The sequence below is a fragment of the Variovorax sp. JS1663 genome, from assembly GCF_002157355.1.
Taxonomy (GTDB): Bacteria; Pseudomonadota; Gammaproteobacteria; order Burkholderiales; family Burkholderiaceae_C; genus Variovorax.
Window position 1 is genome coordinate 82,886 of sequence record NZ_LYMK01000022.1, and the last position, 26,525, is coordinate 109,410.

Annotated in this window: 25 protein-coding genes; 12 read left to right on the plus strand and 13 right to left on the minus strand. The window is 70.5% G+C overall.

Translation table 11 applies throughout. From position 1 onward, the window contains the following. Positions 1-166: 166 nt before the first annotated feature. Positions 167-634, plus strand: coding sequence for a DoxX family protein (locus A8M77_RS19080; protein ID WP_086923077.1), 468 nt, complete (start codon positions 167-169; stop codon positions 632-634). 21 nt (positions 635-655) lie between these two features. On the opposite strand, the gene A8M77_RS19085 is transcribed toward A8M77_RS19080, so the two are convergent. Continuing rightward, positions 656-1,438, minus strand: a complete 783-nt coding sequence (locus A8M77_RS19085) for a Crp/Fnr family transcriptional regulator (protein ID WP_086923078.1) — start codon at positions 1,436-1,438, stop codon at positions 656-658. A 29-nt stretch (positions 1,439-1,467) separates the two neighbouring features. On the opposite strand from A8M77_RS19085, the gene A8M77_RS19090 reads away from it, so the two are divergent. Together A8M77_RS19090 and A8M77_RS19095 are read left to right on the plus strand one after the other, a co-directional pair. Next, positions 1,468-3,141 (plus strand): adenylate/guanylate cyclase domain-containing protein, encoded by a 1,674-nt coding sequence (locus tag A8M77_RS19090; protein ID WP_086923079.1) that lies wholly within the window; start codon positions 1,468-1,470, stop codon positions 3,139-3,141. Between the two features lie 87 nt (positions 3,142-3,228). Then, entirely contained in the window at positions 3,229-3,411 is a 183-nt protein-coding gene (locus A8M77_RS19095) for a DUF3606 domain-containing protein (protein WP_086923080.1), read from the plus strand. A gap of 18 nt (positions 3,412-3,429) precedes the next feature. On the opposite strand, the gene A8M77_RS19100 is transcribed toward A8M77_RS19095, so the two are convergent. The 3 genes from A8M77_RS19100 to A8M77_RS19110 are packed head-to-tail and all read right to left on the minus strand — an operon-like array spanning position 3,430 to position 7,117. Further along, the gene (locus tag A8M77_RS19100; protein WP_086923081.1) at positions 3,430-4,590 is read right to left on the minus strand and encodes a phospholipase A; all 1,161 of its coding nucleotides are present in this window, start codon (positions 4,588-4,590) and stop codon (positions 3,430-3,432) included. Then, the gene (locus A8M77_RS19105; protein WP_086923082.1) at positions 4,587-5,015 is read right to left on the minus strand and encodes a hypothetical protein; all 429 of its coding nucleotides are present in this window, start codon (positions 5,013-5,015) and stop codon (positions 4,587-4,589) included. The genes A8M77_RS19100 and A8M77_RS19105 overlap by 4 nt, the downstream gene beginning before the upstream one ends. After that, positions 5,012-7,117 carry an ATP-dependent helicase gene (locus A8M77_RS19110; protein WP_086923083.1) on the minus strand — a complete coding sequence of 702 codons (2,106 nt, stop codon included), beginning with the start codon at positions 7,115-7,117 and terminating at the stop codon, positions 5,012-5,014. The genes A8M77_RS19105 and A8M77_RS19110 overlap by 4 nt, the downstream gene beginning before the upstream one ends. 116 nt (positions 7,118-7,233) lie before the next feature. On the opposite strand from A8M77_RS19110, the gene A8M77_RS19115 reads away from it, so the two are divergent. Then, positions 7,234-8,244, plus strand: coding sequence for an AEC family transporter (locus A8M77_RS19115; RefSeq protein ID WP_086923084.1), 1,011 nt, complete (start codon positions 7,234-7,236; stop codon positions 8,242-8,244). Here the strand turns inward: A8M77_RS19115 and A8M77_RS19120 are convergent. Beyond that, complete coding sequence (locus tag A8M77_RS19120; protein WP_443271775.1) at positions 8,241-8,771, minus strand: hypothetical protein; 531 nt, start codon at positions 8,769-8,771, stop codon at positions 8,241-8,243. The two genes, A8M77_RS19115 and A8M77_RS19120, sit on opposite strands and share 4 nt — an antisense overlap. A gap of 299 nt (positions 8,772-9,070) precedes the next feature. Between A8M77_RS19120 and A8M77_RS19125 the strand changes: the two genes are divergently transcribed. Continuing rightward, a complete protein-coding gene (locus tag A8M77_RS19125) occupies positions 9,071-9,274 on the plus strand; it encodes a hypothetical protein (protein ID WP_086923086.1) in 204 nt (67 codons plus the stop codon). Positions 9,275-9,290: 16 nt separating this feature from the next. On the opposite strand, the gene priA is transcribed toward A8M77_RS19125, so the two are convergent. From priA to A8M77_RS19150, 5 genes are all read right to left on the minus strand, one after another. Beyond that, positions 9,291-11,393: a replication restart helicase PriA gene (gene priA, locus A8M77_RS19130; RefSeq protein ID WP_238136884.1), complete on the minus strand. Its 2,103-nt coding sequence runs from the start codon at positions 11,391-11,393 to the stop codon at positions 9,291-9,293. Positions 11,394-11,761: 368 nt separating this feature from the next. Then, positions 11,762-12,868 carry a uroporphyrinogen decarboxylase gene (hemE, locus tag A8M77_RS19135; RefSeq protein WP_086923087.1) on the minus strand — a complete coding sequence of 369 codons (1,107 nt, stop codon included), beginning with the start codon at positions 12,866-12,868 and terminating at the stop codon, positions 11,762-11,764. A 120-nt stretch (positions 12,869-12,988) separates the two neighbouring features. Beyond that, a complete protein-coding gene (locus A8M77_RS19140; protein WP_086923107.1) occupies positions 12,989-13,684 on the minus strand; it encodes a thioredoxin family protein in 696 nt (231 codons plus the stop codon). Positions 13,685-13,777: 93 nt separating this feature from the next. Continuing rightward, positions 13,778-15,964 carry a protein-disulfide reductase DsbD family protein gene (locus A8M77_RS19145; protein WP_192871637.1) on the minus strand — a complete coding sequence of 729 codons (2,187 nt, stop codon included), beginning with the start codon at positions 15,962-15,964 and terminating at the stop codon, positions 13,778-13,780. 47 nt (positions 15,965-16,011) lie between these two features. After that, a complete protein-coding gene (locus tag A8M77_RS19150; protein WP_086923088.1) occupies positions 16,012-16,755 on the minus strand; it encodes an alanyl-tRNA editing protein in 744 nt (247 codons plus the stop codon). Between the two features lie 122 nt (positions 16,756-16,877). On the opposite strand from A8M77_RS19150, the gene A8M77_RS19155 reads away from it, so the two are divergent. Further along, positions 16,878-18,221: a PQQ-dependent sugar dehydrogenase gene (locus A8M77_RS19155; protein ID WP_086923089.1), complete on the plus strand. Its 1,344-nt coding sequence runs from the start codon at positions 16,878-16,880 to the stop codon at positions 18,219-18,221. A gap of 21 nt (positions 18,222-18,242) precedes the next feature. Here the strand turns inward: A8M77_RS19155 and A8M77_RS19160 are convergent, their stop codons facing one another. Next, complete coding sequence (locus tag A8M77_RS19160) at positions 18,243-19,253, minus strand: zinc-binding alcohol dehydrogenase family protein (RefSeq protein ID WP_086923090.1); 1,011 nt, start codon at positions 19,251-19,253, stop codon at positions 18,243-18,245. 90 nt (positions 19,254-19,343) lie between these two features. Between A8M77_RS19160 and A8M77_RS19165 the strand changes: the two genes are divergently transcribed. Both A8M77_RS19165 and A8M77_RS19170 read left to right on the plus strand, forming a co-directional pair. After that, entirely contained in the window at positions 19,344-20,279 is a 936-nt protein-coding gene (locus A8M77_RS19165; RefSeq protein ID WP_086923091.1) for a LysR family transcriptional regulator, read from the plus strand. Further along, a complete protein-coding gene (locus A8M77_RS19170; RefSeq protein ID WP_086923092.1) occupies positions 20,276-21,103 on the plus strand; it encodes a creatininase family protein in 828 nt (275 codons plus the stop codon). Before A8M77_RS19165 ends, A8M77_RS19170 begins: the two co-directional genes overlap by 4 nt. Before the next feature lie 4 nt (positions 21,104-21,107). On the opposite strand, the gene A8M77_RS19175 is transcribed toward A8M77_RS19170, so the two are convergent. Further along, positions 21,108-21,737, minus strand: coding sequence for a YbhB/YbcL family Raf kinase inhibitor-like protein (locus A8M77_RS19175; protein WP_086923093.1), 630 nt, complete (start codon positions 21,735-21,737; stop codon positions 21,108-21,110). A gap of 131 nt (positions 21,738-21,868) precedes the next feature. On the opposite strand from A8M77_RS19175, the gene A8M77_RS19180 reads away from it, so the two are divergent. The 3 genes from A8M77_RS19180 to cutA are packed head-to-tail and all read left to right on the plus strand — an operon-like array spanning position 21,869 to position 22,824. Continuing rightward, entirely contained in the window at positions 21,869-22,114 is a 246-nt protein-coding gene (locus tag A8M77_RS19180) for a GlsB/YeaQ/YmgE family stress response membrane protein (protein ID WP_086923094.1), read from the plus strand. A 22-nt stretch (positions 22,115-22,136) separates the two neighbouring features. Further along, entirely contained in the window at positions 22,137-22,469 is a 333-nt protein-coding gene (locus tag A8M77_RS19185) for a hypothetical protein (protein ID WP_086923095.1), read from the plus strand. A 13-nt stretch (positions 22,470-22,482) separates the two neighbouring features. Continuing rightward, on the plus strand, positions 22,483-22,824 hold the full coding sequence (cutA, locus tag A8M77_RS19190) for a divalent-cation tolerance protein CutA (RefSeq protein WP_086923096.1): 342 nt from the start codon (positions 22,483-22,485) through the stop codon (positions 22,822-22,824). On the opposite strand, the gene A8M77_RS19195 is transcribed toward cutA, so the two are convergent. Continuing rightward, a complete protein-coding gene (locus A8M77_RS19195) occupies positions 22,815-23,489 on the minus strand; it encodes a histidine phosphatase family protein (RefSeq protein WP_086923097.1) in 675 nt (224 codons plus the stop codon). The two genes, cutA and A8M77_RS19195, sit on opposite strands and share 10 nt — an antisense overlap. Positions 23,490-23,707: 218 nt before the next feature. Here A8M77_RS19195 and A8M77_RS19200 point away from each other — a divergent pair. Next, positions 23,708-26,525 (plus strand): beta strand repeat-containing protein (locus A8M77_RS19200; protein WP_192871638.1); only part of this gene is annotated, 2,818 nt, incomplete at its 3' end.

Genomic DNA, 26,525 nt, shown 5'->3' on the forward strand with positions numbered 1-26,525 from the left:
CCGGCGCCGGGTTTGCGCACGGCCTCCATCAGGCGGGCCGCGGAAAAATGTGCGTAAACGCACATACCGGCCTGGCCCGTCCCTGCAAACTCGATGTGGACCTGCACGCATCCGGCGCGCAGGCGCAGTCCTTTCCCCTCCCTTTCCTATCCAGCAAGGATCCTTCATGACCCCTGCCGTCTCCACTTCGCCCGCGCCTCTTGCAGCCACGTTCTCCGCCGCCTCCCCGGCCGGCCACGCCGACGACGCCGGAAAGCTCGTGCTGCGCCTGGCCATCGGCGTGCTCGTCCTGCTGCACGGCGTCTTCAAGCTGTCGGCTGGCGTCGGCTTCATCGGCGGCATGCTCGCCAAGGCCGGCCTGCCGGGCGGCCTCGCGTACCTGGTCTACGTCGGCGAGGTGATCGCGCCGCTGCTGCTGATCGCCGGCCTCTGGACGCGCGCCGCCGCCGCCGTGGTGGTCGTCAACATGCTGGTTGCCATCGGCCTGGTACACATGGGCGACCTGTTCGCGATGACCCGCCAGGGCGGCTGGGCGCTCGAATTGCAGGGCCTGTATCTAGGCGGTGCGATCGCCGTGGGCCTGTTGGGCGGCGGTCGCTTCAGCGTGGGCGGCGCGAGCGGCCGCTGGAACTGAGGGCAGGTGCGGGCGCGGCGCCTAGCTCGCGTCGCCGCGCACCTGCGCCACCATGCGCTCCAGCCGGCCGGCATCGGCCACCACCAGTGCACGCCCGTCCTTGCGCAGCACGCCGTTGCGCATCAGCAGGTTGAGCTCGCGCGTGACCTGCTCGCGGTTGGTGCTGATCTGGCTGGCCAGCGCGGCGTGGCGCGGCGCCGGCTCGAGCCGGGCCTCGTTGCCGTCGAAGCCGGCGCTGCGCGCCAGCCGCAGCAATTCGGCATGCAGCCGGTTCTGCACGCCGAGGGTGCTGAGGTCGATGACGCGCTCGCTGAGCTGGCGCACCAGGGCCGCAAGCCGCTGCATGACCCGCTCGGCCACCCGCGGCTCCTCGCGCAGCAGCGCGAGGAAGGTGGCGCGGTCCAGGCTCGCGACCACGCAGGGCTCGAGCGTGATCACGTCGGCCGAACGCGGGCCGCCGTCGATGGCCGCGATGTCGCCGAAATGCTCGCCCGCGTCGGAGTCGCGGAAGGTCACCTGGCGGCCATTGGCCGAGTAGGTGGTCACCCGCACCCGGCCCGAGACCAGCAGGAAGACCTCGCCCTGGGACTCGGCGCGCAGCATCAGGGGCTTGCCGGCCTCCACGCTGTGCCAGAGGCACTGCTGGGCGAGCTGGTCGAGGCGGCTGTCCGGGAGCCCTTCCAGCAACGCGATGCGCCGCAGCGCGAGGCTGGAGCGCGTGCCGGCCTGGGCGGGCTGGGGAGACAAGGTGGAGGAGGAAGAAGGGGTGGTGGAGGCCATGCCGGATGGGAGGGGCGCGCGCATTATGCTCGGGTGCCCTTCCGACCCGCCGCATGGACAGACGTTCCCCGCCGCCCCTGAGAACGCCCTCGCGACGCAACCTGCGCTGGGCCAGCGGCGTGGTGCTGATGGCCTACGTCACGCTGCACCTGCTCAACCATGCGCTGGGCATCGCCTCCTTCGCCCGGGCCCAGGCCGCCCTGGATGGCGTGCACGTCTTCTGGCACAGCCTGCCCGGCACGCTGCTGCTCTACGGAGCGGCCACGGTGCACGTCGCGCTGGCGGTGATCGCGCTGTGGGAGCGGCGCACCCTGCGCTTGCCGCCGCTCGAGGGCCTGCGGCTGCTGCTGGGCCTGGCGCTGCCGCTGCTGCTGGCCTCGCACCTGACCGCGATGCGCGGCGCCTACCTGGCCTATGGCATCGAGGGTTCCTATGCGCGCGTGGTATGGGGGCTGTGGGACCTCCCGGGTGCGAGCGCTCAGCTGGGGCTGATGCTCGCGGCCTGGGCGCACGGCTGCCTGGGCCTGCATTTCGCGCTGCGCGTGCAGCCGTGGTACCGGCGCTTCTCCCACCTGCTGCTGGTCGTGGCCGTCGTGCTGCCGCTTCTGGCGGCGCTGGGCTTCCTCTCGATGGGCCGCGAATTCGAATGGACCGGGCTGCCTCCCTTCGAGCGGCCCACGCCCGAACAGGCGCGCGCGCTCGTCGCGACCGAGGAGAACATCAAGCGCTTCTACCTGCTCGCGCTGGCGGCGCTGCTCGCGGCGCGCTGGGGCCGCGGCTGGTACCACCGCTGGTCGGGCCGGCCCTCGATCGCGCTGCGCTACCCCGATCGTACGGTGCGCGTGCCGCGCGGCTGGAGCGTGCTGGAGGCGAGCCGCTCGCACGGCATCGCGCACCTGTCGGCCTGCGGCGGACGCGCGCGCTGCTCCACCTGCCGGGTGCGCGTCATCGGGCCCGCGGCGCATGTCGAGGCGCCCGGCACGGACGAGCAGCGCACGCTCGAGCGCGTGCGGGCGCCGCAGGACGTGCGCCTGGCCTGCCAGTTGCGGCCGCGCGGCGATGTCGAGGTCACGCCACTGTTCGCGCACCCGCCGAACCCTGGCCGGCCCGCGCCGGTGGGCCGCTTCGGGCACGAGCGCGACGTCGCAATCCTGTTCGTCGACCTGCGGCGCTGGTCGGGCCTGTCGGAGCGGCAGTGGCCCTTCGACCTGGCCTACGTGCTCGACCGCTATTTCGCGACCGTGGGCGCGGCGGTGCGCGATGCCGGGGGCGTCCCCAACCAGTTCGTCGGTGACAGCGTGATGGCGATCTTCGGCCTCGAGACCGACCTTGCCACCGCCTGCCGCCAGGCGCTGCGCGCCGCCCGGCTCATCGGCGAGCGCATGGATGCCTGGAGCAAAGGCTTCGAGGCGCAGTTCGGCCAGCGCCTGGATTTCGGCATGGGACTGCACGCGGGCCGCGCCGCCGTCGGCGAGGTGGGCTACCTCCAGACCACCAGCTTCACCGCCATTGGCGAAGTGGTGAACACGGCGAGCCGCCTGCAGGACCATTCGAAGCAGGCCTCGGCGCGGCTGGTGCTGTCGCTGTTCGCCGCGCGGCAGGCGGGCATGGCCGATGCGTTCGGCGACGCCGAGCTGCTCGCGGTACGCGGGCGCACGGAGCCGCTGGAGGTGCTGTATGTGCACGGCCCGATGATGGACGGACGGGCCATCGGCCCCGCGCCCTGACGGCGGGCGAGCGAGGCCGCGGCGCCTTCTTGCAGATCGGTCCGCAGGGGCCTATAAAGACCCGATCCTGCCCACCGCGGAGTCCGCATGACCGACGATCTGAGCCATTTCAAGCCACTGGACCCGGGTCGCATCCTGGCCGACGATCCCGTGGAGCTGCGCTACTGGTGCGCGCAGCTCCGTTGCTCGGAAGAGGCGCTGCGGGAGGCCATCTTCCAGGTCGGCGACCATGTGACGGCCGTTCGCGACCACCTCGCGGCCCGCGAGTGACGACGGGGCCGCGCGGCCCTAGAAATCGACCAGGCTCAGCCCGATGCTCAGCACCGTGCGCTTGCGGTTGTAGTCGACCAGCGTGTCGCCGTAGCCGTGGAACAGCTGCGTGTGGAAGCGCAGGTTGCTCTTGGCCGAATCGCCGATGGCCTTGAGCCATTCGAGCCGGATGGAGCCCTTGCCACTGTCGCGCAGGTTGTGGCGCAGCGTCACGCCCAGCGTGTTCTCGCTGCTGAGGTTCCAGCGTCCCGAGATCTCGGCGCGGCCGATGTAGTTGGAGATGTCGGGGTTGTCGTCGTCCGCCGCGCTCTCGTGCAGGCGCTGCCAGATGCGCCCGGTGAGGGTGAAGCGGTCGTCCAGCTCCATGCCGCCCATCAGATAGACCCGGTTCCAGCTGCGGGAGTAGGGCAGGCTCTGGCCGTTCGACTGGTGCACCAGGCCCAGGCCCGCGTAGCGCCAGCGCCAGCCGCCGGGCAGCCGCACGTCTGTGGGATAGACGTACATCAGTTCCGGCTCGTGGTCGGTGGTGCGGAAGGGCCGCGAGATGTCGCCGTTGAAGAGCTGCCAGGTCGACTGCTGCGTGTAGCCGAACCACAGCGAATCCTTCTTGGCCGGGTCGTCCTGCGTCAGCATGCCCTGCGCAAGCTTGGTGCGCACCGACAGCCCGATGCGCATCTCGTTGGCCTGGTAGGGGATGTAGGTGCCGGTGTGGCCGGCGGCGGGCGAGGTGGGTGTCTCGGGCTTGTGGTTCGAGGTCGAGAAGGAGACGTTGAGCGGACGGTAGCCGCGGAAGCCGAAGGTGCCGCAGTCGCTGCCGTTCTCCAGCTCCCAGAAGCGCGAGAGCGCGGAGTACTGGCGGTCGCGGCAGCCTTCCGCGCCGACCGAAACCACGCGCGTGGCCGGCACGGCGGCATCCACCGGCGCCGGCGGCTGGGTGCTGGCGAGCACCGGCGGCGCCGCGGGCACGGCGGCCGCGGGCAGCGTCTGCTGTTGGGCCCAGCGGTCGTAGCAAGCCAGGCGCGCGTCCTTGTCGGCGGCCAGGCGCTGGCATTGCTGCCAGGTCAGCTGTGACTCGGCGAGCGGACTCGGCGGGGTCTGCGCGGGCTGGGCCTGCGCCTGGGCCAGCACGGAGCCGAGGCCGGCGAGGAGCGCTGTGAGCGCGGTGATGCGTGTGTTCATTGCCAACTGCCAGTCTTGTTCAGCACGAAGGGATGCGTGCTGTCGTCGGACGCGTTGCGCCACGTTCCCTTGAATTCCCTGCCGCACGAGCCGGGCTGCAATTCGCCCAGCCAGCTGCCGCTGATGGCGCGGCCGTCCAGGGACTCGTCGATGTTGAGCAGGCCCTCGTCGTCGATGTCGCCGGCCAGCTGCGCCACCGATGCAGCTTTCGTGCCGCCGGTGCGGCTGATGGTGCCGCGCACGCCGGCGTAGTCGGGGTGCTTCTGGAGCCGCACCTGCGCGATGCCCGGCTGCCCCTCGATGCGCGCTTCCCATGCGCCGTAGAGCGCCTCGACCGGCAGCTCGCGGCCGTTCGCGGGGCAGGCGGGCTGGGCCGACGCGCCGACAGCGGCGAGGCACGCGGCCAGCAGGGCGAGCCGCTTCATGAGGCCGGCGCGGCCTGCTGCGCCGCCGCCGCGGCGGCCGCGCTTTCCTGGGCCTTGCGCGCGAACTCGGCGCGCAGCGCCTTGAGCTTCTCGCGCGGGTCTTCCTTGACGGTCTTCTGGTCGAGCGCCATCTCGGCGATGAAGCGGCTGGGCTGGGCCGGCACCATCTCGCGGCCCTGCTTGCGGCGCTTGGTCCAGCTCACGGCCAGGCTGCGCTGGGCGCGCGTGATGCCCACGTACATCAGGCGGCGCTCCTCCTGCAGGCGCTGCAGGGTGTCGTCGCTGACCTTCTGCTGGCGGCCGCCGTCGTCGTCGAGCTTGAAGGGCAAGAGGCCCTCGTTCACGCCGATCAGCATCACGTGCGGCCATTCCAGGCCCTTCGATGCGTGCAGGGTGGAGAGCGTGACCACGTTCTGGTCCTGCTCGCGCTCGCTGATGGTGGACAGGAGCGAGATGGTCTGCGCGACTTCCAGCAGGCTCTTGACCTCGCTGTCGATGGTCGCGCCGGAGGGGTCGCTCGCCTGCCCGCCGCAGCGCTGCGCCATCCAGTCGCAGAACTCCATCACGTTGGTCCAGCGGCTGGCCGCGGCCTGCTCGCTGTCCTCGCCGTCGTAGAGGTGCTTCTCGTACTCGATCTCCTTGAGCCAGTCGTTCAGGAAGGCGCGCGCGTCCTCGGCGCCGAGCGTGCGGCGCGCGCGGTATTCGAGGTCGTTGATGTAGCGGCCGAACTCGTGCAGCCCCTCCATTGCGCGCTTGGCCATCACGCTGGGCAGCGAGGGCGAGAACAGCGCCTCGAAGAGGCTCAGCTTGTACTGGCTGGCGAAGGTGCCCAGGCTGGCCAGCGTGGTGTGGCCGATGCCGCGCTTGGGCGTGGTGACCGCGCGCAGGAAGGCCGGGTCGTCGTCGTTGTTGACCCAGAGGCGGAACCAGCCGCACAGGTCCTTGATCTCCGCGCGGTCGAAGAAGCTCTGGCCGCCGGAGACCTTGTAGGGGATCTGCGCGCGGCGCAAGGCCTGCTCGAACACACGCGCCTGGTGGTTGGCGCGGTAGAGGATGGCGAAGTCGCGGAACTCCTTGAACTGCGGCCCCTGCGTGACGGACTCGCTGCTGCGCAGGCTCACGATGCGCGCCACCGCGCGCTCGGCCTCGTGCTGCTCGTGGTCGGCATCGACCACGCGCACCGGCTCGCCCTCGCCGAGTTCGCTGAACAGGGTCTTGGGGAAGAGCTTGGGATTCGGTCCGATCACGTTGTTGGCCGCGCGCAGGATGGCGCTGGTGCTGCGGTAGTTCTGCTCCAGCTTGATGACCTTGAGCGTGGGGAAGTCCACCGGCAGCTTGCGCAGGTTGTCCAGCGTGGCGCCGCGCCAGCCGTAGATCGACTGGTCGTCGTCGCCCACCGCGGTGAAGCGGCCGCGCGTGCCGACCAGCGCCTTCAGCACCTCGTACTGGGTGGCGTTGGTGTCCTGGTATTCGTCCACCAGCACGTGGCCGAGCGCGGCCTGCCACTTGGTGCGCACTTCCTCGTATTCGCGCAGCAGCTTCAGCGGCATGCCGATCAGGTCGTCGAAGTCCACGCTCTGGTAGGCCGTGAGCCGCTCTTCGTAGCGCGCCATGATGCGCGCGGTGATGCGCTCGTTGTCGTCTGCCGCCTGGGCCTCGGCCTGCGCGGCGTTGAGCCCCATGTTCTTCCACTTGCTGATGGTCCACTGCCAGATGCGCGCCGTCGCCGCATCGGTGGTGCCGCCGGCATCCTTCAGGATCTTGGTGACGTCGTCGCTGTCGAGGATGCTGAAGGCCGGCTTCAGGCCCAGCACGCCGCCGTCCTCGCGCATCATGCGCACGCCCAGGGCGTGGAAGGTGCACACCACCACCTTGTTCGCGTCGCGCCCGATCAGGCCCTTCGCACGCTCGCGCATCTCGGCGGCGGCCTTGTTGGTGAAGGTGATGGCCGCGATGCGCTGCGGCGCCAGGCCCGACTGGATCAGCCGCGCGATCTTGTGCGTGATGACGCGCGTCTTGCCCGAGCCGGCGCCCGCCAGCACGAGGCAGGGGCCATGGAGGTAATTGACGGCTTCTTGCTGCGCGAGATTGAGACCGGACATGAAGGGAAGGCGGGGAGGGCGCGCGACGGGCGCAAAGCGGGCAATGATACGGGGGTGGCCCGATGCAAGCCTGTGTGAAAGCTGTGTCGCCATGTGCGGCGACGACAATCGCCCGCGTGCTGCAGATTCTCCTGGTCACCCTCCCGTTCTTCGCGCTAATCGCGGCCGGCTATGCGGCGGCGCGCACCGGGGCGCTGCCGCTGGCGGCCATTCCAGGGCTGAACGCCTTCGTGCTTTATTTCGCGCTGCCCTGCATGCTGTTCCGTTTCGGCGCCGGCGCCCCGATCGGGCAACTGCTGGATGCCGGCGTGGCGCTCGTCTGGGGGGGCTGCGCCCTGGCGGTGGTCGGCGTCACGGTGGGGCTGGCGCGGCGGCAGGGCATCGGCTGGAACGACGCGGCCTTCGGCGCGCTGGTGGCCGCCTTTCCCAACACCGGCTTCATGGGCCTGCCGCTGCTGATCGCGATCCTGGGCGCGCAGGCGGCCCCGCCGATGATCATCACCATCGCCTTCGATCTGGTGCTGACGTCCTCGCTGTGCATCGCCCTGTCGCGCCTGGACGGCGTCGATGCGCACGGCCCCTCGCGGGCGGCGCGCCAGGCGCTGCGCGGCATCGTGCAGAACCCGATGCCCTGGGCCATCCTGCTGGGCGGGCTGGCCTCGGCCATGCGATTCGAGCTGTGGGCGCCGCTCGAACGCACGATCGCGATGCTGGGCGATGCCGCTTCTCCCGTGGCGTTGTTCACCATCGGCGCGGTGCTCGCCCGCTCGGCCCTGCTGGCGCGCGAGCACCGCGCCAGTGCGCTGGTGGCCGCGGCCATGGGCAGCGGGGCACCGGCGCCCTCGCAGGCCAGGCCGGCCGACCTGCTGTCGGTCGCGGCGATCAAGCTGCTGGTGCATCCGCTGCTGGTGTACGGCGCCGGCCGCGCGGCGATCGCGCTGGGCGTGCCGCTGGCGCCGGCGGCGCTGGTCGCGATCGTGCTGGTGGCCGCGCTGCCGAGTGCCAGCAACGTCGCCATGCTGGCCGAGCGCTTCGGCGCCGACAACGGGCGCATCGCGCGCATCATCCTCTGGACGACCGCGGCGGCCTTCTTCAGCTTCCCGCTGGCTGCCGGTTGGGTTCGTTAAGGCGTGAGCACGCCCAGCTTGTAGGGGTCGGCGTCGGACAGCACCTCGCAGCGCGACATGTCGCGCCCCTGGGTGCCGTCGCAGTAGAAGGTGTTGTAGACGCGGCCGAAGAGCGTGGGCGTGGAGGTGAACAGCACGCCCTGCGTGGGCTGCCAGCGCTCCCTGAGGCCGCCCGCTCCGGAATCGGGGGCCGGCTCGGTGAATTCGGCCAGGGTCTTCTGCGCCTCGTCGCCGCGCCAGCGGGTGGCCAGATCCTGGGGATCGGGCCGCGCGGCCAGCGGGATCAGCAGGCCATTGACCTGGAAGCCACGCGCGAAGCGGTGCTCCTTGCCGGCCAGGAAGGCATAGGCGCAGGCCGCGTGGCACTGGCCGCGGGCTTCCGTGTTGACCCCACTGGCCCGGATCGCGCGGGCATAGGCCCCGGCCACCTCGGCCGTGCCGCCCAGGGAGTTCTCGAACATCACCGTGCGCACGTTGCCGCTGCCCAGGTGCTCCATGAACTGGTCGACGGCACTGCCGTCCAGCATGCCGCTGACCACCAGGCGATTGCCTTCCAGCTCGATGTCCGCCGCCTGCGCGCCGGCAGCAGCCAGCACCGCCAGGGCCAAGAACCAGCTTTTCACGCCAACGACCTTCCGGATTCGGCCCCCCCGAGGGCCCTGTCCTCACGCCCGACGCCCGGCTCACGGCGGCGTCGGCTCCGGCCCCAGGATAGGCGCTGCAACCCCATGTGACCATTGGCTGATAGTGCTAACTATTTCTTTTGACTAATTCTTCTGTTTGCAAAGCTACTGTTAAAGTGGTGTGAAAACCGGGAGAAATCGCCATGATGACTTGGTTGCGTTGGGTGCTGTGGGTGGTCTGTCTGGCCACCGTGGCCTCGCTCTGGCTTGCAGGTGCCCTGGGCACCGGCGCGGCGCTCGCGACGGGCGGGGGCAGCCTCCTCCTGTTCGTCTGGCCCGGCCATCGCAGGCGCCGCACGGCCCTGCGGTACATCGAGATGGGCAAGCAGCCGATCGGGCTGCACTGAGGGCGCCCGGCTTCCCTCAGATGCTGTGGGGGTCGACGTCGACCAGCCAGCGGATCACCCCTTTACCTTCCGGTTCGCGCCGCAAGCCATGCAGTACCGGCTGCCAGGCCGCCAGCAGGCGCTGGAGTGCGGCCCGCGAGGCGCTTTCGAGCAACAGCTGGGCCCTTTCCACGTTGGCCACGCGCTGGATCGCGTGCGGCACGGCGGGGTAGCGGGTCACGAGATCGGCCCCTTCCAGTCCCTGCGCGGCCGCGCTGGCCGCGTTGAGAAAGGCCTGCGCCGCCTCCTGCGTACGGGCGTCGGCGCGCAGCAGCGCCTGAAAGGCGAAGGGCGGCATCCCGGCGGCCGCCCGCTCCTGCAGTTCCCGCCGTGCGAAGGCCGGGTAGTCATGCCGGCGCAGCGCCTCGAAGAGCGCGTGCTGCGGGTGGTGCGTCTGGATCCACATCTCCGCGGTGCTGCCCTGCGCCGAAAGATAGGCGGCGTCCCGTCCCGCCCGGCCGGCTGACTGCATCAGCAGGCTGAACAGCCGCTCGGGCGCGCGGAAGTCGCTCGAAAAGAGCGCGCCGTCCGGGTTGGCCGCCGCCACCAGGGTGATGCGCCGGAAGTCATGCCCCTTGGCGATCATCTGCGTGCCCACCAGCACGTCCACCTCGCCGGCGTGCACCGCGGCCAGCTGCGATTCCAGCGCGCCCTGGCGGCGCGTGCTGTCGGCGTCGATCCGGGCGATGCGGACCGGGCTGCCGTCCGGGCGTTGCACGTCGGCGAACAGCTCGCCCAGGTGCTCTTCCAGCCGCTCGGTGCCGCGGCCCACCGGCGCGATGTCGGGGTTGCCGCAGGCGGGGCAGGCACGCGGCACGCGTTCGGTGAAGCCGCAGTGGTGGCAGCGCAGCGTGCGGTCGATCTTGTGGAAGACACGGTAGGCGCTGCAGTGGGGGCATTCGCTCTTCCAGTCGCAATCGCCGCAGGCCAGCACCGGCGCGTAGCCGCGCCGGTTGAGGAAGATCATGCTCTGCTCGCCGCGCGCCACCCGCTGGCCGATGGCCTCCAGCAGCGCGGCCGACAGCACGGTGCGCGGCGGCTGCCGGCCCATGTCGACCAGCCGCACCGCCGGCAGCGCCGCCGTGCCGATGCGCGTGGGCATTTCCAGGCGCAGGTAGCGCCCACCGGCATCCTTGCCCTCGGCCGGGCGGCTCTGGTGCCAGCTCTCCAGCGAGGGCGTGGCCGAGCCCAGCAGCACCTTGGCACCTTCGCGCCGGCCGCGCCAGACGGCCAGGTCGCGGGCCGAGTAGCGGGCGCCTTCCTGCTGCTTGTAGCTGGGGTCGTGCTCCTCGTCGACCACGATCAGCCGCAGCGAGGGCAGCGAGGCGAACACCGCCATGCGCGTCCCCAGCACGATGCGCGCCGCGCCGCCGTGGGCCGCCAGCCAGCTTGCCAGGCGCTGGGGGTTGGTCATGCCGCTGTGCAGCGAGACCACGGCAGCGGTGCCGAAACGGTCCTTGAAGCGCGCCTCCAGCTGGGGCGTGAGGTTGATCTCGGGGACCATCACCAGGGCCTGCGCGCCGGGCTCGCGTTCGAGCAGCGCCGCCACCGCCTGCAGATAGACCTCGGTCTTGCCGCTGCCGGTGCTGCCGAACAGCAGGAAGGGACCCGCCTCGGCCTCGAAGCGTGCCAGGGCCTGGGCCTGCTCGGCACTCGGCGGCGGGCCGCCGCGCGGCGCCTCCGTGGCGGCCGTGCCGGGCGCCGCCTGGCGCTTGAGGCGCCGCGCGAGCTGCACCGCGCTCAGCTCGCGCAGTTGGGGCGGCAGGGCGGCCAGCGCGATCTCGCCGAGCGAGCGCTGGTAATACCGGGCGGCAAAGGCCACCAGGTCGCGCCAGGACTCGCTGAGCGGGGCCAGGGCGTCCAGCGCGCCGGCGACGGGCTTGAGCGCCGTCAGTCCGGCGACGTCCTCGTCCGGGCTGGAAGGCTGCACCGACCACACCACGCCCAGCACCTCGCGGCGGCCCAGCGGCACCCGGACCAGGGTGCCGGGCGCCACGGGCTGGGGGCTGGCATAGCTCAGTACATCCCCCAATGCGCTGTGCGCGGGAGTCTGCACCGCAACGTCGAAACGCCAGTTCAACGCGCGCTTTCCTTCGAACCTGAGGTTAAAGCAAGTTGGAGCAAAGTAGCCTAAGTCGTTGATTTGGCAGCGCTTTGGAGGCCGTCCAGATTTCTTGTGGATAACTTTGTTGATATCGGGGCCGGACTGGCCGCCAAGCCTTGAGAATCAAGGCTTCCGCTGGAATGCCCGTAAAAAGAGCAAAGTTCAAAACCTATGTAAATCAACAACTTAGCGTTGCCGATGGCACAGGAGCGGGGCTGCCGAGAACTCAGATGTTTTGGCGCGATGCAACAGCTGTTTTGTGCATAAGTCAGTCCGTCCTCACCATTTGCGCCCTTGACAAACGCGTGACAAGCTATCTCAAGTGCTTACAAGGCATAACCGACTCAGGCGCGGCGCAGCGCGCGCGACTGGGCATGGACGGCGGCCACCAGCGCCGAGACGTGGTCGGGTGGCGTGAACTGGCTGATGCCGTGGCCCAGATTGAAGATGTGGGTCGGGCCCGCCGAGGCCGGATCGGCGTGAGGGCGGCCGAAGGCCTGCAATACCTTCGCGACCTCGGCCTCGATCTGCGCGGGCGCGGCGAACAGCACGTTGGGGTCGATGTTCCCCTGCAGCGCCTTCGCGCCCGCGCCTTCGCCCACCAGGGCGCGGGCGCGCCCCAGGTTGACGGTCCAGTCCAGGCCCAGCACCTCGCAGTCGAGCGCGCGCATGTCGTCGAGCCAGAGTCCGCCGCCCTTGGTGAACACGATGCGCGGCACCGGCTGGCCGTCCGCGCCCTGGCGCTTGAGCTGCGCCAGCACGCGGGCGGTGGAGGCCAGGCTGAAGTCCTGGAACACGCCGTCGGCCAGCACGCCGCCCCAGCTGTCGAAGACCATCACGGCCTGCGCGCCGGCGTCGATCTGGGCGTTGAGGTAGGCGGCCACGGCGTCGGCATTCACCGCGAGCAGGCGATGCATGAGGTCGGGGCGGCTGTAGAGCAGGGTCTTGACCAGCCGGTAGTCGCTGGAGCCGGCGCCCTCGACCATGTAACAGGCCAGGGTCCAGGGGCTGCCCGAGAAGCCGATCAGGGGCACGCGGCCATCGAGCGCGCGGCGGATGGACGCCACCGCATCGAACACGTAGCGCAGGCGCTCCAGGTCGGGCACCTGCAGCGCGCCGATGGCGGCCTCGTCGCGCACCGGCCGCGCGAAGCGAGGGCCCTCGCCGGCCTCGAAGGACAGGCCCAGGCCCATCGCGTCGGGCACGGTGAGGATGTCGGAGAACAGGATCGCCGCGTCGAGCGGATAGCGCGCCAGCGGCTGCAGCGTGACCTCGGTGGCGTAGTCCACGTTCGTCGCCAGCCCCATGAAGCTGCCGGCCTTCGCGCGCGTGGCCACGTACTCGGGCAGGTAGCGGCCGGCCTGGCGCATCAGCCAGACGGGCGTGTGGTCGGTGGCCTGGCGCCAGCAGGCGCGCAGGAAGGTGTCGTTCTTCAGGGGGGCGAAAGGCATCCCTGAATTGTCGCAGGGGTGCATGTTGTGGGGGCAACACCAGCGGCCCGCCAAAGCCGGTTCCGCGGTGTTCCCCGGGTGGCGCATCCCGAGTTGGGTGCAGCCGGGAGCGCGCCTATTTCAGGCTGACTTGTATTTGATGGAGCAGCCGTAGGGGCGGGTGGTCGCGGCGCTGATGGGCTTGCCGCCGAAGGCCTCGCCCAAGGCCTGATTCACGTAGTTGGTCGCGGTCTTGATGTCGTCCACGCGGCTCGAGGGAATGCTGTCGATGCCGCCGGCGTACACCAGCGTCCCCTTGGGATCGATGATGAAGAGGTGCGGCGTGGTGCGCGCGGCATAGGCCTGGCCGATCACCCCGTCCTCGTCCATCAGCACCGCCGTGGGCGCGGCCGACTGCTCCTTCATCCAGGCGTCGAGGGCGGCCGGCTTCAGGTAGTCGCTGGCGGCGCGCTCGGTGGAATTGACGGACAGCCAGACCACGCCCTTGGCGGTCGCGGCCTTCTGGGTGGCGGGCATGTTGCCGCTGCCGTAGTGCTTGCGCACGAAGGGGCAGCCGGGATTGGTCCACTCGAGGACCACGAACTTGCCGGCGAAATCGGACAGGCGGTGCTGCTTGCCGCTGGTGTCCACCGCCACGAAATCGGGGGCCTTCTGGCCCACGGCGGGTGCGGCCACGGCGTTGGCGCCCACCAGGAAGGTGGCGCCGAGGGCCACGGCGGCGGCCATCACGGCGCGCCGGGAGGCCCGGCTGAGCGCCGCGCGGGCGCGGCGGGCGGCACGGACGGAACGTGAGTCGAGGGTTGACGATGAAGTCATGGTCAGCTTGAGCTCCGATTGCAAATATTCAACTGTCGCGACAGCTTAGGACGGTTTCCTCAACCCCTTGTGACAACCCGTGAAGGGGCAGGGTCAAAGTCTTGCCAAGGCCGCGCGCAGCTCTTCCTTGCTCAGGATCTCGGTCAGCACATGGGGGGGCTTGCCAGGCGCCATCAGCACGTAGGCCGGCACGCCGCTGCGGCCCAGCGCGGTCAGCGCGGCGGTGATCTCGGGGTCGCGGCGGGTCCAGTCGGCGCGCAGCATCGCCACCTTCCTGGCATCGAACTCGGCCAGCACCTCGGTATCGGACAGGGTGCTGCGCTTGTTGTACTGGCAGGTGACGCACCAGGCGGCGGTGAAGTCGACGAACACCAGCCGCCCCTCGGCCGCCAGCGCGCTCACCCGTTCGGGCGACCAGGGCTCCCAGCGATCGCCGGTGGCGGCGGCCACCGCCGGCGGCGCGCTGCGCACCACGTTCCCGCCGATCGCGCCGGCCAGCACCGCGGTGGCCGCGACCAGCAGGCTGGCCAGCACCAGGCGCGTGCGGCCGCGCAGCGTCAGCGCCCAGACGATCGCGGCCAGGCACACCAGCAGGCCCAGCAGCGCGCCGGCCCCGTCGATGCCGCTTTGCTGGCCCAGCACCCAGACCAGCCAGGCCACGGTGGCGAACATCGGGAAGGCCAGCAGGCGGCGCAGGACGTTCATCCACGGGCCGGGCCGCGGCAGCAGGCGCGCCACCGCCGGCACGAAGCCGGCCGCCAGGTAGGGCAGCGCCAGGCCGAAACCGAGCATCGCGAACGTCAGCAGGGCCTGCGAGGCCGGCAGCCCGATCGCGAAGCCCATCGAGGCGCCCATGAAGGGCGCGGTGCAGGGCGAGGCGATCACCACCGCCAGCACGCCGGACAGGAAATCGTTGGCCAGCGGATGCTGCATCTCGGCGCTGCACACCGAGGAGGGGGCGAGCATGCGGAACTCGAACAGGCCGGCCAGGTTCAGGCCGATCAGCGTGAACAGCGCCGCCAGCACCGCCACCACTGCCGGCGACTGGAGCTGGAAGCCCCAGCCCAGCTCGGCGCCGGCTGCGCGCAGGCCCAGCATGGCGCCGCCGAGCGCGAGGAAGGAGAGGAGCACGCCGGCGGTGTACGCCAGCGCCGCCATGCGGTGGCCGCGGTCGTCGTCGGCCCGCCGGGTGAAGCCCAGCACCTTGATCGCCAGCACCGGGAACACGCAGGGCATCAGGTTGAGCAGCAGCCCGCCGAGCAGGGCCATCAGCAAGGCGGCGGCGAAGCTGCCGGCGGGCCGGGGCGACGACGGCGCGGCGTTGGCTTCCAGCGCCGCCTGCAGGGCGGGTGAGACCTGGGCACGGGGCGTCACCGCCGGCCAGTTGCCGCTGACCGGCGCCTCGGCGCGCCAGGCCATCGGTTGGCCGGGCTGGCGGTCGGTCTCGGCCAGGGCGACCACCAGCGGCAGCGTCTCCGGGCTGGCGCTGCGCTGGTCGGCCAGGGGGACGGTGGCGGTCCAGGCGTTGCCGTCCCAGGCCTGCGTCCAGTCCTTGCCCTGGACCGCGGCGGTGCGGATCAGCTCGCCGACCTCGGGGAAGAACTCCAGTGTCTTGCCCTGCGCGGAAGCCGGCAGGCCCTCCAGCCGGATCTTGAGCGCCTGGCCTTCGACGGCGACCGATCCCGCCTTGGCCAGCGTGGCGGGCTGTGCGGCCTGCGTGGCATCGAAGGAGGCCTGGTGCAGCGCGGTCGAGCCCTGCATCGGCAGCTTGAGCAGGAACTCGCCCTCCTCCGGAATGCATTCCTTGCGGCAGACCAGCCAGGAGGCCTTGAGCTTGATGTCCAGCGTGTCGGCACCGCCGGTCAGGGCGGCGTGGGGCTTGAAGTCCGGCGCCACCGTGAGCGGCACGGGCAGCAGCACGGTGCCCTCGTAGCCGTAGTTGGCCAGGGTGCCGATCGGGATTTTCTTCGGCACCGGCCAGGCGATCTCGCCGGCCGAGAGGCCCGCCGGCAGCGACCAGTTCAGCTCGGTGGGCAGGCCGGAATCGCCGGCGTTCTTCCAATAGGTGTGCCACTCGGGCTGGTGCGTGATCTGCAGGCCGACCCAGACCGGCGCACCGGGGGTGACGCCCTGCGGTGCCTGGGCGACCAGTTCCGCGCGCACGTGCGGGGTGGTGACGACCGACCCGACGCGGGAAGCCAGCTGGGCCGCCGCCGGCAGGCAGACGGCGAGGGTGGAGGCCAGGAAGGCCGCGAGACGAAGGGAGCGAAGAAAAGCCATGCCGGTCGGTCGGAGCGTGCGCGGGGAGCGAAGTTCCGGTGTCCCGCTCAGGCGGCCCAGCCCAGCACCACCCGTCGGGTGTTGGCGCTCTTTTTCTCGATCTTGGTCACGACCACCGCGCCGATCTCGCTCGTGTTCGCCACGTGGGTGCCGCCACAGGGCTGGAAATCGATCGCCTGGGGCTCGCCGATGCGGATGGTGCGCACGGTGCCGGTGCCGCGCGGCGGCTGCACGCTCATGCTCTTGACCAGGGCAGGGTTGGCGTCGAGCTCGGCGTCGGTGATGGCGCCGACGGCCAGCGGATGGCCGGCGGCCACCAAACGGGCCAGGCCGGCGCTGAGGGCTTCCTTGTCCAGTGGCTCGGTCATGTGGAAGTCCAGGCGCGCGTACTCGGGGGTGATGGAGCAGCCGTCCACCGGCTGGGGCACCAGGTGGCACAGCAGGTGGGTGGCGGTGTGGAAGCGCATCAGCTTGTGGCGGCGCGTCCAGTCGATGCGTGCCGTGACCGCGTCGCCCGGCTTCAGCGCTTCCAGCAGGCCGGCCTGGCCGGGGGCCGGCAGGTGGACGATCTCGTCCGTCGGCCGGCCTTCGGCGTCCTTGGCCTTGCGCGTGTCGGCGATCGCCAGCTCGCGCCCGTCCGCCAGCACCAGGTGGCCGCTGTCGCCGGCCTGTCCGCCGCCCAGCGGGTAGAACACCGTGCGGTCCAGCACGATGCCCGTCTCGTCGATGCGCAGCACGCGGGCTTCGCAGGCGCGCAGGTAGGCATCGGAGCGGAACAGGTCGTCGGTCATCGCCTGAATGGTAGCGGGGCCGCCGCGACGGGGTGTGCCCACGCCGGAATTCGCCCACAGCCGACATTTTTCGGGGCCGGGGCCCGGATCATCGCGGGCAGCGATTGCCTTCCAAGGATTTCATGGCCATGAAACGATCCATCCCTCTGCTCACCATCGCCGCCGTGTGCATCGCCGCGCTGCTCCAGGCCGGCTGCGGCGAGACAGCCAAGCTGCCGCACGAGGCGGGCGTCGGCCCCACGCCGCAGCTGCCGGCGCCCAACAAGACGCTGATGCCGACCGTTCACATCGCGCCCGCCGTGGGCTGGGCGGACGCCGCCGGCCCGACCGCGCCGCCCGGCTTCACCGTCACGGCCCTGGCCCGCGGGCTGGACCATCCGCGCTGGGTCCATACGCTGCCCAACGGCGACGTGCTGGTGGTCGAGAGCAACAAGCCGCCCAAGCCCGAATCGTCGGACGACGGCATGCTCAAGAAGATCCGCTCGAAGATCATGGGCATGGTCCAGAAGCGCGCCGGTGCCATGGCGCCCAGCGCCAACCGCATCACGCTGCTGCGCGATGCCGACGGGGACGGCGTGGCCGAGGTGCGCCAGGTGTTCCTGCAGAACCTGATGTCGCCCTTCGGCGTGGCGTTGGTGGGCAACGAGCTCTTCATCGCCAACGCCGATGCGCTGGTGAAGGTGCCGTACACCGAGGGCCAGACCCGCATCGATGCCGCACCGGTCAAGGTGACCGACCTGCCCGCCGGCCTCAACCACCACTGGACCAAGAACGTGATCGCCAACCGCGAGGGCACCAAGCTCTACGTGACGGTGGGCTCCAACAGCAACGTCGGCGAGAACGGCCTCGCCGCCGAGGAAGGCCGCGCGGCGATCTGGGAGGTCGACGCCAGGAGCGGCGAGAAGCGCCTCTTCGCCGGCGGCCTGCGCAATCCCAACGGCATGGCCTGGGAGCCCGACACCAACGTGCTGTGGACCGTGGTCAACGAGCGCGACGAGATCGGCAGCGACCTCGTGCCCGACTACCTCAGCTCGGTGAAGGACGGGGCCTTCTACGGCTGGCCGTGGAGCTACTACGGCGGCATCGTGGACGTGCGGGTGCAGCCGCAGCGTCCCGACATGGTCGCCAAGGCGGTGGCGCCCGACTATGCCCTGGGCGCCCACGTCGCCTCGCTGGGCCTGGCGTTCTCGCATCCGCGCGGCATGCCGGCGGAGTTCGCCAACGGGGCCTTCATTGGCGAGCATGGCTCGTGGAACCGCAAGCCGCTCGCGGGCTACAAGGTGGTTTTCGTGCCCTTCATCGGCGGCCGGCCCAGCGGGCCGCCGGTGGACTTCCTGACCGGATTCCTGAGCGCCGACGAGAAGGCGCAGGGCCGCCCGGTCGGCGTGGCGCTGGACAAGGGCGGCGCCCTGCTGGTGGCCGACGACGTGGGCAATGCCGTCTGGCGGGTGGCGCGGGCGAAGTAGGGGCTCCGCGCGCCTGGAGGCCTAGAAGCCCGCCAGCACCACCTTGCCCTGCGCCTTGCCGCTCTCGATCAGCGCATGGGCCTTGCGCAGGTTGGCGGCGTTGATCGTCCCGAAGCTCGCGTTGGCCGTGGTGCGGATGCGTCCGGCGTCCACCAGCGCGGCGACCTCGGCCAGCAGCTCGCCCTGGCGGGCCATGTCGGGCGTCTCGAACTTCGAGCGGGTGAACATCATCTCCCAGTGCAGCGAGATCGACTTGCCCTTGAGCGGCATCGCGTCGAGCGCCGGGGCGTCGTCGATCACCGCCAGCTGGCCCTGCGGGCGCAGGCTTTCGATGATCTGGGCGTAGTGGCGCGGCGTCTCCGTCAGTGCAGCCACCATGTCCACTTCGCCAAGGCCCGCGGCGCGCAGCTCGGCGGCCAGCGGCTTTGCGTGATCGATCACCGCGTGCGCACCCAGGGACAGGCACCATGCGCGCGTCTCGGCGCGCGAGGCGGTGGCGATCACGCGCAACTGGGTGAGCTGGCGCGCCAGTTGGATCAGGATGGAGCCGACCCCGCCGGCCCCGCCGATGATCAGGAGCGTCTGTCCGGCGCCGCCGTTCTTCGGCACCCGCAGCCGGTCGAACAGCAGCTCGTAGGCGGTGATGGTGGTCAGCGGCAGGGCGGCCGCCTGGGCGTCGTCGAGGCTGTGCGGGGCGTGGGCTGCGATGCGCTCGTCCACCACGTGGAGCTCGCTGTTGGCGCCGGGGCGGATGATCGAGCCCGCGTAGTACACCCGGTCGCCGGGCCGGAAGCCGGTGACCGAGGCGCCGACCGCCTCGACCGTGCCGACGGCGTCCCAGCCCAGCACCTTGGCCTGGCCGGCCTCCGGCGCGACGCCCTTGCGGATCTTGGTGTCGACCGGGTTCACCGACACCGCCTTCACCCGTACCAGCAGGTCGCGCGGTGCCGGCGTGGGCGCGGGCAGCGCGAGGTCCTCGAGCGAAGCGGGATCGTCGATGGGGAGAGATTGGCGGTAGCCGACGGCTTTCATGGGCGGGTTCCTTGGAGAACGATGATTGCCAGCCACTGTAGATGCTCGTGCTTCATTTGATAATACCGGCCGGATTTGCATCACATTCAAATGAAGATTGAAAATATCTCCGACCTGCTCGTGCTGGTGCACACCGCGCGCGGTGGCACGCTCACCGCGGCGGCACGCAGCCTGGGCTTGACCCCGGCCGCCGCCAGCGCCGCGCTGAAGCGGCTGGAGACGCAGCTGGGCGCCCGCCTCTTCGAGCGCTCGACCCGGGCCATGCGCCTCACCGCCCAGGGCCAAACCCTGCTCGACTACGCGAGCCGGGCCTTCGAGCTGCTGGCGGAAGGCGAGTCGCTCGTGACGGCCGACCGCGGTGCGCTGGTCGGCATGCTGCGCGTGGCTGCGCCCTCGGACCTCACGCGCGGCGCGCTGCTGCCCTGGTTCGACGAGTTCCTGGAAGCCCATCCGGGCCTGCAGCTCGCGCTGTCGGTGGGCGACCGGCCGCTGGACGTCACGCGCGACGAGGTCGACGTCGCGCTGCGCTACGGCGCCCTGGCCGACTCGCGCCTGGTGGCCCGCAAGCTCGCCGATTCCAGGCCGGTGCTGTGCGCTGCGCCGGCCTACCTGCAGCGGCATCCGGCGCCGCAGGTGCCGCAGGACCTGCTGCAGCACAACTGCCTGACCTTCCACCGCAGCGGGCGGCGCCAGCGGCTGTGGCGCTTCGCCCGGCACGGCCAGTGGACGGAGGTGCGGGTGGACGGCGACCGCATCGCCGACGACGCTTCGCTGGCGCGCCAATGGGCCGTCGAGGGACGGGGCATCACGCTGAAGTCGATGCTCGACGTGCGCAGCGACGAAGCCTCGGGCGCCCTGGTGCGCTTGCTCCCGGAGTGGGACACCGAGTCCTATCCACTGCATGCCCTGCTGCCGAGCGGCCGTTTCGTGCCGGCGCGCGTGGGGGCGCTGGTGGATTTCCTGGCCGCGAAGTTTGCGCAGTGCTTGCCGCTCGCGGGCGGCGCGGCCACTAAGATCGCCGCATGACCGCCCCGTCCACTGTCCGCAGCCGCTTCTGGGCCCAGCTCCGGGCGCCCGACTTCGCCGCCCTCGATCCGGCCGCCACCGTCGCGGTGCTGCCGCTGGGCGCGACCGAGCAGCATGGGCCGCACCTCCCGCTCGGCGTCGACTCGACGCTGGTCGACGGGATCGTCGCCGCGGCCCTTCCCCTCTTGCCGGCCGAGCTGCCGGTGCTTTTTCTGCCCACCCAGGCGATCGGCCTGAGCCCCGAGCACGCCCGCTTCCCCGGCACGCTCACGCTGTCGTCCGAGACCTTGATCCGGCTCTGGCGCGAGATCGGCGCCGGCGTGGCGCAGGCGGGCGTGCGCAAGCTGCTGCTGTTCAATGCCCATGGCGGCCACACCGGCGCGATGGAGATCGCGGCGCGCGAGCTGCGCGCGGCGCACGGGCTCATCGTCTACAGCGCCAGCTGGTTCAACCTGCCGCTGGGCGAGGCCGGCGCGCAGTTCAGCGCCGAGGAGCACCGCTTCGGCGTGCATGCGGGCGAGATCGAGACCTCGATGATGCTGGCCCTGGCGCCGTCGCAGGTGGAGATGGGCGCCGCGCGCGACTTCGGCTCGACCTCCCGCCAGCGCGCGGCCGACTACCCGCTGCTGGGCAATGGCCGCAGCGCCAGGCTGGGCTGGGCGATGGAGGACTACAACCCCGCAGGGGCCGCCGGCAATGCGGCTGCGGCCAGCGCCGAGAAGGGCCGGGCCGTCGTCGACGAAGCGGCGGGGCAGTTGGCCGTGATGCTGGCCGAGCTCTCACGCCTCCCGCTGTCGACCGCTTTCACGGGCCCGCTGCCCTGAGGCCTCAGCCGGCGATCGCCGGGCCGCCGGGCGCGGTGTCCTCGATCTTGATCGAACCGTCGGGTCGCTCGCAGGTCCCGATCAGCAGGCCGCTGGCCAGCGCGTGCGCGCGCAGCTGTTCCATCACCTCGTCGCGGCCCGGCGTGTCCGAGAACGCCGGCACGCTGTCGAGCGCGAACAGCTGGAAGGCATAGCGATGCACGCCGTGCCCGGGCGGCGGGTCCGGCGGCAGCCAGGCCGCCTGCAGATAGGAATTGCGTCCGGCATGCAGCCCGGCACCCTCGTTGTCGGCACTGGGGAAGGCTGCCTCGGGCAGGCTGCCGTCCTCGCCCGGAAGGCCGACCGCGATCGCATGCACCAGCGGATGCGGCGTGGGCGAATCCGCATCCTCGACGATCAACACCAAGGAAGCGGCGCCGGCCGGCACGCCGGTCCATTGCAGCGGCGGCGACAGGCCCTCGCCGTCCGCCGTGTAGCGCGGCGGCAGCGGCGCGTGGTCGGCGAAGGCCAGGCTGCCGACCGTGATCGAGGCCATGCCTTGGCGCAGGCCCAGGGTGTTGAAGGCGATCGCATCCAGGCCGGCGCGCACGCCGTGCAAAGCCTGGCCAATGGCTTCCGGAAGCTTTTCGAGCATGACGCAGGTATAGCGCGCGGCCCGTGGGCGATGTGTAGGACGCGAGAGCGGCACAGTGCTCCGCTATCATGAATCGGGCCCTGCCGGCGGTAGCGGCCCGTCCCCTGTCACACACCCACTCAAGGAATCGCATGAGCATCGTCTGGACCATTCTGATCGGCTTCGTCGCGGGCCTGGTGGCGCGCGCCATCAAACCTGGCGATGACTCGGCTGGTTTCATCGTGACCACGCTGATCGGCATCGCCGGCTCGCTGATCGCGACCTACGTGGGCCAGGCCATGGGCTGGTACACGGCAGGCCAGGGGGCCGGCTTCATCGCCTCGGTGGTGGGCGCGATCGTGCTGCTCTTCATCTGGGGCCTGATCCGGCGCAAGTAGGGCGCGGGAACGGGAGGCGGCGATGGGCCGTCGCGCCAGAGTGCACCACCATGTCTACGTCGTCGAGCTCGACGACCGGGTCTGGAACATCGCCCGCTTCCGCCGTGCCAATCCCGATTACCAGCTGGGCCAGCCCTTCGTCTACGTGGGCATGACGGGTCTGGATCCCGACGTACGTTTCGACAAGCACAAGGCCGGCATTCAGGCCAACGCCTTCGTGCGGGACTATGGGCTGCGGCTGCTGCCGGCGCTCTATGCGGTCTACAACCCGATGCCCTACGAAGCCGCGCGCGAGATGGAAGTCGAGCTCGGCATCGCGTTGCGCGAAGCCGGCTACGGCGTGTGGCAAGCCTGACCCGGAGACACCCATGGATTCGTCCGCCTGCATCGTCATGACCACCGCCAGCACCGAGGATGAGGCCGACGCGCTGGCCGCCGCGATCGTCGAGTCCCGGCTCGCAGCCTGCGTGCAGGTGCAGCGCGTGCGCAGCTTCTACGTCTGGAAGGAAGCGCTGCACCATGAGCCCGAATGGCTGCTGCTGATCAAGACGCTGTCTGCGCGCTACGCGGCGCTGGAAGCATTCATCCGCGAGCGCCACGGCTACGAGACGCCGGAGATCGTGCAGGTGCCCGTCAGCGGCGGCTCGCCGGACTACCTGCGCTGGCTGGCCGAGGGCAGCAGCGGCGCGCCGGCAGCGTCTCAGGAGTAGGTCACCCAGCCTTCGTAGGCCGGCCCGTCCAGGTGCGGCAGAGTGTTGTAGGTCACCAGCATGTGCCGCTTGGGCGTGAACGCGAACTCGGTGACCGCCGTGTTGCGGATGCGCAGGTTGAGCTCGATCGTGGTCTCGGCGCTGGTGCCCAGCACATGGCCCACCGCCGTGCTGATCGGTCCGCCGCTGGAGACCACGAGCACGCGTGCCCCGTGGTGCCTGCCGCGCACGTGGTCGAGCGCGGTGGTCACTCCCGCCAGGAAGTCGACGTAGCTCGGCATGCCCGCGGGCGCGGTGCGCCCCTGCATCCAGGCGCCCAGCCCGTCGCGCAGCAGCCGGAAATGGTGGCGGTAGGCCTCGGGTGAATCGGGCTTCTGCAGCTTCTCGGGGTGGATGGTCGCGATCACCGCCTCGGCGTCGTACTCGTTGAGCCCCGGCCAGGGCAGCACCTCCTGCTCAGAGAGGCCCAGGCCCTCGGCGATCCCTTCCCAGGTCTGGCGATGGCGCTTCAGCGTGCCGGTGATGACCGCGTCGAACTGCATCCCGCGCTCGCGCCAGTACGCGCCCAGCCGACGTGACTGCCGTTGGCCCAGCTCGCTGAGCTGGTCGTAATCGTCCGCGCCGAAGCTGGCCTGGCCGTGACGCACGAGATAGAGAGTTCCCATGGACGGGATTCTGCCGAGGGCGCTCGGCCTTCGCGGTCACGACCGTGACCTGTGGCTCAGACGCATCGGTGCGCCGGCGGCGTGCAAAAAGCAACGATTTTTGTAAGAGAGTGAATCACAAAGTTCTCAATGTGTAAGAATGCAAACTTTCGTAGACGTTGCCGCGAATCATTCTCAGCGCTGCAATGCCGCATCACCAATGAGAGGGACAGCGCAAGATGAACAAGAGTTACAGGAGCGTCTTCAACCAGGCGACGGGGGCATGGGTGGCCGTGTCGGAGCTCACGGCGGCGCGCGGCAAGCGCTCGGGCGGTCTGGGCACGCTGGTGGTCGCGGCGGGCCTCAGCGTGCTGGCGCCGTCCGGCATCGCGCAGGTCACCTACAACAACGGTGACAACCTGGCGGGCGCGATCGACACGACGCCTTCGAACATCACCCTGCAGAGCAACGATGCCGGCACCGCCACGCAGAGCGGCGTGATCAGCGGGCCCAACGGCATCATCAAGACCGGCGCGGGCGTCATCGTCCTGGGGGCCGCCAACACGTACCAGGGCAGCACGGCGATCAATGCCGGCGCGCTGCAGGTGAGCACCGACGCCAACCTGGGCAACGGTGGGGGCATCGTCCTGGACGGCGGCACGCTGCGCATCGGCGCCGACAACTTCGCCAGCGGCCGGGCCGTCACGCTGGGCGCGACCGGCGGCACGGTGGACGTCGCCGGCACCGCCGGCAACCAGCTGACCGGTCAAATCACAGGCGGCACGCTCACCCTGCGCAACACCGGCGTCAATGCGCTGGGCGACGAGACGAGGCGCCTGACCATCGACAACGCGGCCAACAACTACACCGGCGGCACCGTATTGCAGGGCAACGGCGTGGCCGGGCGACTGAACGTCTGGACGACGACGGCGGGTTCACTCGGCAGCGGCCCGGTCACCATTCTCGAGAACGCCGAGCTGCGCTTCCAGGACGCCACGGCGAGCGCCGGCAACCTGGTCATCACGGTGCCGGTCGGCGTCAACACCAACATCAACGGCAGCAACAGCGGCCTGCAGTTCCAGAACGGCGCGAATGCCGGCACGGCGACGATCACCACGAACGGCGCGGGTTCCTACGTGCTGTTCGGCGGCGGAGGCGCGAGTGCGCAGCAGGCGACCCTCAACAACAATGGCGGGCGGCTGATCTTCCAGGAAACCAGCACCGGCGGCGCCGCCACCATCAACAACAACAGCGGCACGCTCCAGATGGGGAACACGGCGGACCTGAGCGGCGCCACCGTCATCAACAGTGGCGAGGTCTACGTCAGCGACACCACCGCGCCGGCGGCGGCGATCGGGTCGTTGTCGGGTTCGGGCAACGTCGTGCTCGGCAACGCCACGCTGCAAGTGGGCGCACTCGGCAAGAACGACGTCATCAGCGGCGTGATCTCGAACACGGGGCCGGGTTCGGCAGACCAGAACGGGGGCTTCTACATCAACCCGGTGATGCTGGGCAACGGCGCCGTCATCAAGGTCGGCGCGGGCACCCTGACCCTGACCGGCGACAACACCTACACCAACGGCACCACGATCAGCGGTGGCGCGCTGCAGCTGGGCAACGGCGGCACCACGGGCAGCGTGGTGGGCAACATCGCCGTCGGCAGCGGCGCCTCGCTGATCGTCAACCGCTCGGACAACATCGTGCTGACCAACCCGATCAGCGGCAACGGCGCGCTGGTGCAAGCCGGTCCCGGCACGACAACCATCAACACGGTCAACGCCTACACCGGCGGGACCACGCTCAATGCCGGCGGACTCACGGTCACGACGGTCGGCGCGCTCGGCGCCGGCCCGGTCACGATCAACGGCGGCACGTTCGGCACGCAGGCGCAGCTGAACAACCCGGTTGTCGTGAACAACAGCTTCAGTGTCGCGCCTGTGGGCCAGTCCACGTGGACCGGCCCGGTCACGCTCAATGCCAACGCCACGCTCACGCACGTCGCGCCCCTGGGGTCGATCGTCTTTGCGGGCAGCATCGGCGGTGCGGGCGGGATCACGCTCACCGGCGTCGGCGGCAATTGGAGCGGCTACACCTACAACGCCGCCAACAACTACGGCGGCACGACCACGGTGCAGGGCAATGCCAGCCTGACTCTGGCCGGTGCGGGCAACGTGCCGGCCGACCTCGTCGTCAGCGGCAGCGGCAGCGTGCTTGCGAACGGCAGCAACCGTTTCTCGCCGACGGCGACCGTCACGGTCAATTCCACCGGCAACCTCGTGGCCGGGCAGGTGCTGTCCGGCCTGGAGCTGGTCAACGGAACGCAATCCATCGGCCAGTTGAACGGCAATGGCACCGTCGGGCTCAACGGCAGCCAATTGACGGTGGGGGCGGGCAGCTTCGGCGGCGTGATGTCGAATGGCTCCTTCTCGGCCGGTCCTCCGCCCGGCGCCGGTTCGCTGGTCAAGGACGGTCCGGGCACGCTCACGCTGTCCGGCGCCAACACCTATACCGGCAGCACCACCGTCGCCGGCGGCACTTTGCGCGCGGGCGCGGCCAACACGCTGAGCGCCGCCTCGGCGCACAGCGTGGCCGCGGGCGCCACCCTCGACCTGGCCGGTTTCAGCCAGAGCATGGCCTCGCTCAACAACAGCGGCACCGTCTCTCTGGTCGGCGCTGCCGCCGGCACAACTTTGACCGTGACCGGCCCCTACGTGGGCAACAACGGCACGCTGCGGCTGGGCACCGTGCTCGGCACGAGCGGCCCCTCGGACCGCCTGGTGCTCGACGGCCCCACGGCGATCGCCAGCGGCAACACCACCGTGCAGATCACCAACCTGGGCGGCCTTGGCGGCCAGACCGCGGGCAACGGCATCGAGGTGATCACCGCGCTGAACGGTGCGACGACCACGGCCCAGACCACCAAGAACGCCTTCGCACTTGGCGGCGCCGGCCATGTGGATGCGGGCGCTTTCGAATACCGCCTGTATGCCGCGGACGCGGGTGGCGCCGGCGAGAACTGGTATCTGCGCTCGCAGGTGATCCCGCCCCCGCCGCCTC